Raw genomic sequence first — 4,617 nt, 5'->3', positions numbered from 1 at the left:
GTTCCGTTCGATCTCGAACACCAACGCTTCCTAGGACAGCAACTCAATGCTCTCCTAGTCACGCAACGCCAAGATCCCCAGAACGGCTTCAGACTCAAGTAAGACGCGAAGTTGAGTCTTGTTGTCGAGTGGGCGTTGCAGGCTGCACGTATCGAGATAGATCTTCATGCTTGGGTACAGCCACTTGTTGGGGAGAATGGGAATATGTTTTGCTGATGTCCAAGTAGCCCAACGTTCCGGTTCAGCGGCGCTGAGGCCGCCAGGCCGAAGGGACGCGAGCGCCGCAGGCGCGAAGCGCACCCGCTGGAACCGGGGGTTGGGCGCGTAGGATCAATTCTCAATAACGGCTCATTGCTAAGCCTGTTTTCGACACCCCAATGGGTAGTAGGTCGTCAGGCACTTCGCACATGCCGTGCAGAACGTTTGGCGAAAACAGGGCTGTTCCTACAGGTTGTGTTCGATTTGCCAATGACCACAAGCTGTTGCATGGCACATCTGTTCTATGTCGAAAACAGGGCTAAGGTGCTGCTCTCCCGAAATACCTGGATACGATTGTTAAGATAATCAACAACGTAAATCCTTCCGTCTGGGTGAACCAGAGATTACTCGGCTCCGCAATTCCAACTCGCCATCGCCGCTGTCAGTCACCCCCCAGTATAAAGTGTCCCTCCGATCGAATTTCTGAATACGGTCGCCCTTGTATTCGATCACATAACATTGCCGTTCGGGTCACTGCCACGCCGTGTGGACGGCTGGAACTCCCCATCACCTATGCCGGCCGCTTTGCCCTGAGTGGAAATGACCTCCGTTATCATTCTGAATACGGTCGTTGCGGTTGTCCGCAATGTGATCTTAAGAATCTCCATCTATAGCCGGATGAGTTGGATAAGCGAACTGCCCATCAGCCTGGGCCTCTTTACTGCCCCATTTGAGCAGGAACTGGCCTGTATTTGTCAAATTTCTGAATATCCGATCGTTCTTCGTCGCCGACGTAAAGATTTCCCTGCGCATCGATGAGCAACCCCTCAGGGTACAGGAATTGCCCATCCTCCGTGCCATGACTCCCCCATTGGTTGAGGAACTGACCGTCACTGGTGAACTTCTGTATGCGGTAGTTCAAGGTATCCGCGACGTAAACATTTCCCTGGGAATCGGCGGCCACACCTCCGTACCCATCTACGCCATCCAGGAAGTCGAATTGGCCTGCCTCTGTTCCTTCATTGCCCCATGTGGTGAGGAAATTGCCGTCCGGGTCGAATTTGACAATGCGCTGGTTGTAGCTGTCTATTACATAGAAGTTTCCTTGCCCATCGAAACAGATCTGTGGGCAGGCGAGGGCGAGTCAGGGGCCCCGCCGTAATGCTTTGAACAAGTTCAACCGCTGCTGCCTTAGTTGGTGTTGGCGAGGGGCAGGGGTGTTTATTGGAATAAGCGAGGTAAAGGGTGCTGTTGGTTTGAGAGTGGGCGTTGAGGGCGTTGAAATCTGGCCCAGGAAATAAGGCTCGTGAGACTAGTGTGCCCAATATAAGAACCGTGATACTGATGATTGTTTTGCTGTTCATTTAATTTCAGATCCTTATCTCACCTTCTCTGACTCGTGAGGAGCTTCGCCCAACGGTTTGCGTTACCTGCGCTGGGGCGGCGGAGCGCCGTCCAAACAGAAAAAACTACCAGCGTAAAAAAATGCTTGAAAATGGCGCAGACTCCCAGCATCAGGTGCATGCTTTGTTGGGCGGTCTTTTGGTCTTATCAAGGGGTTATTGGCTGACGCCTTCATCACGTTCAAGAAACTATACAAATATTTGCTCTCCAACCCGCACTTCATATAGACAGTTTAAGATAGACTGGCGATCATTGATCTTGACGATGGAATAATCCATGTATGGATATGAAGTAAATTTTTACGGTTGCAATATCACGGAAGACATCAAGAACTACGATTTCAAATGCTTTCTCAGACTCTGGCAAGGCACTGCCGCCTCCATCACGAGTAATACCGAACCATTGACTCGGCATCGTGAAAATTCACTTGGTTGCCGGGTACCGTTTGCAGGTCGCCAAATTGCACGTTTCACAAGAGTTGAGGATGCAAACTGCGCCGCATTTGTTCTTGCATTAGCAGTGAACAGCCTTCAACGTAATGGGACTGGCTTCGGTGATAGCTTGGATGTCTTCGGGGTTGCTTGTGGGACAGAAGGTATTGCAGAATTATTTTTCATTATATTATCTCTAATCGGTTGCTTATCGCTAAATGTGAGGTTAAGGTATTTCGCAGATTTTGTTCATGCTTAACACAGTTTCTCTTTGCAAAAGGAGCCGCCCAGCGCCCTCGGCGTCAGTCGCCGTCCACCAACACAAGTGACAATGGTCAGCCGTAACGCTCAACCGGCGCAGGCTGGGGCGTGGTCGGCTACGCCTTTGTTCATCACAATCCCTACGGCAGAAACGGGACATCGTGTATAATGACCATGGTCAGGCGAGAAGCTACAATCGTAACACTCATTGGTATGCAAGAATCCGCGCTGCACCCTGATTCTCGGTCACGAGTGAATCCCACACTGGTGGTAGGCGCCTGTGTACACCACACAGATGCCGAACCCCGATGAGGGGCTCGCCTGTCAATCTATCGTTACTATGTCAATCAACAAGGAGGATCGCTGCCAGATCGGCACAGTCGCTATGGAATCCACCCACGTCTACGAACAGTTCCGTGGCGTGGAGAAGAACCCGCAACGCAAAGCCGCCAGGCTCGGTTTACGCACTCACCCGCAAGCGGCCTGACACGAGACCGATCAGACCTACCTGGCTGTCCCCTTGAACTGCGTTCCATCCAGCACGGTTCATCTCTGCGCGCCCACAAAACACCCGTTTTTGTTCGAACACGCCCTCTCTTTGCCGCCGCAGCCCGCGATCTACACCTTTTGCGCACCTTCTTCAGTCACTTCGACACCCCTTGCCGCCCGCGCCTTGGACCGTTTCTGAGTATGCAGTGTTAGGCGGCACTGTGTAGCGTCTGAAATTGCGTCTTCCTACTCCAACACCAGCACCACCCTCAGACAGCGTTATTGTGAACCTCGGTCTAGTTCGTTCCGCCATCTTGACCCTACCAGAGTGTCAAGCGCCAGTGCAAGCACTACCCCCACTGCATTGGCCACAAAGTCGACTGAATCGTACACGTTTGTCATTACACCGAATCCATTCGTAACCTCAAAAAATTCTACGACCAGAAGAGCAATGCCGGCGGTTACTGACCTTCCATACCTCCAGCCAGAGGTCAAAATCCTAACCACAAAGTATACAGCGAACGAGGCCGAGACGTTGCCACTGTAGCTGTGGATAATCTCCACAAAAGGTCCAGAGTAATGCCTCTTGAGTACAAGTGCCGCAACGCCTGAGAGGACGAAAAAACGTTACGCTTTTGGGTGTCGTCTTGACCATCAATGAATCTCCACCAGCATAAGTTGGGCAAACGCGACTATCTAGCGGCAGAGCCGCCCAACGGTTTGCGTTACCTGCGTGTGGGCGGGCGTGGACTCTGCTTGGGAGCAGGAAAAACCCGAAGCCAGAAAAATGCTTGAAAATGCCGCAGAATCCCACACGTCAGGTGCACGCTTTGTTGGGCGGCGATTCTTGGGGCAATTTTATTACAGGTTTTTCAGTTTGCCTTTCGCGCTTGGAGCGAAAACAAAAGGGGGACCATTCCATTTTGTTTCGTCAATCGCCATAAGTCATCTTCGCCTTGTACCATGCCAGAAATTCTTTCACGCAATGTAAAAGGAAATTCATTGAAAGATTCTATTTGTAACCCTGCGCCAATGAGTGCATTGAAAATATCACTGAGACTGTGCTTCCAGTTGTAACCATAAACTGTCTCATTAGTTTCGGCGGCATAAGAGCCTTGCATTTCGAAACGAAAAGGTTCTTCTGAGAAGAAATACTGGTTTGCTACTTTAAGTTCAGGTGAATCTGAGTCAAATATATTGGAGAAGGGATGAAATTCGACAATATAAAATATGCCGTCTGGCTTGAGAAAGTGGGCAATGACATCTGCCCAGCCTTTTAGGTCGCTGAGCCAATTAAGCACTCCATACGAAGTAAAGACGATGTCGAATTGTCTTGTAAGTACATTGGGCAAGTCTAGCAGTTCAGAACAGATAAAAGTAGCGGGGATGTCAAGTTCAGAACTCAAAGAGCGTGCCAAGTTAATAGATTCATCGGATAAATCTACCCCAACTACATCAGCACCTTCACGCGCCCAAGAGAGTGTGTCAAGTCCAAAGTGACATTGCAAATGGAGCAATGTCTTGCCTGCAACATTTTTCAGTTCATTATGCTCTACTGGTCGGAGTGTGCTACCGCCAGATTTGAATTCTGCCACCTTGTAAGCGAGTGACTGTTCATGTAAAGGTGTCCACTTATTCCACAGATGCCGATTTGAATTCAAGTAATCATCCATAAAATGTATCCTTCTATCATAAAAATTCTCAGCCAGCCGCCCAACGCTAACCGTCAGCCGCCGGGGCTACCAACACCGTCAACCGGCCCAGATCCTCCCCGGTCGGCTGCACGGAATGTTGGGCAGCGGCCCCCCAGCAGAGCCTGACCGGACGAGCCTGG

At 50.6% G+C, this 4,617-nt stretch carries 2 protein-coding genes; one reads left to right on the top strand and one right to left on the bottom strand.

The window, feature by feature from the left end:
- Positions 1-928 precede the first annotated feature (928 nt).
- Positions 929-1,360 (top strand): hypothetical protein, encoded by a 432-nt coding sequence (locus tag IPG14_RS19180; protein WP_343392883.1) that lies wholly within the window; start codon positions 929-931, stop codon positions 1,358-1,360.
- 2,295 nt (positions 1,361-3,655) lie between these two features.
- Here IPG14_RS19180 and IPG14_RS19175 read toward each other — a convergent pair.
- Positions 3,656-4,456 carry a class I SAM-dependent methyltransferase gene (locus tag IPG14_RS19175; protein ID WP_343392882.1) on the bottom strand — a complete coding sequence of 267 codons (801 nt, stop codon included), beginning with the start codon at positions 4,454-4,456 and terminating at the stop codon, positions 3,656-3,658.
- Positions 4,457-4,617: the final 161 nt, after the last annotated feature.

Source organism: Candidatus Amarobacter glycogenicus (assembly GCF_016704105.1).
Lineage (GTDB): Bacteria > Chloroflexota > Dehalococcoidia > Tepidiformales > Tepidiformaceae > Amarobacter > Amarobacter glycogenicus.
Note: the sequence above shows the minus strand (reverse complement) of the source record. Positions and strands in the feature narration are given on the sequence as shown.

Bases quoted from the DNA above. Each gene is read 5' to 3' on its own strand.
- IPG14_RS19175 (WP_343392882.1), bottom strand. From the start codon at position 4,456: ATGGATGATTACTTGAATTCAAATCGGCATCTGTGGAATAAGTGGACA.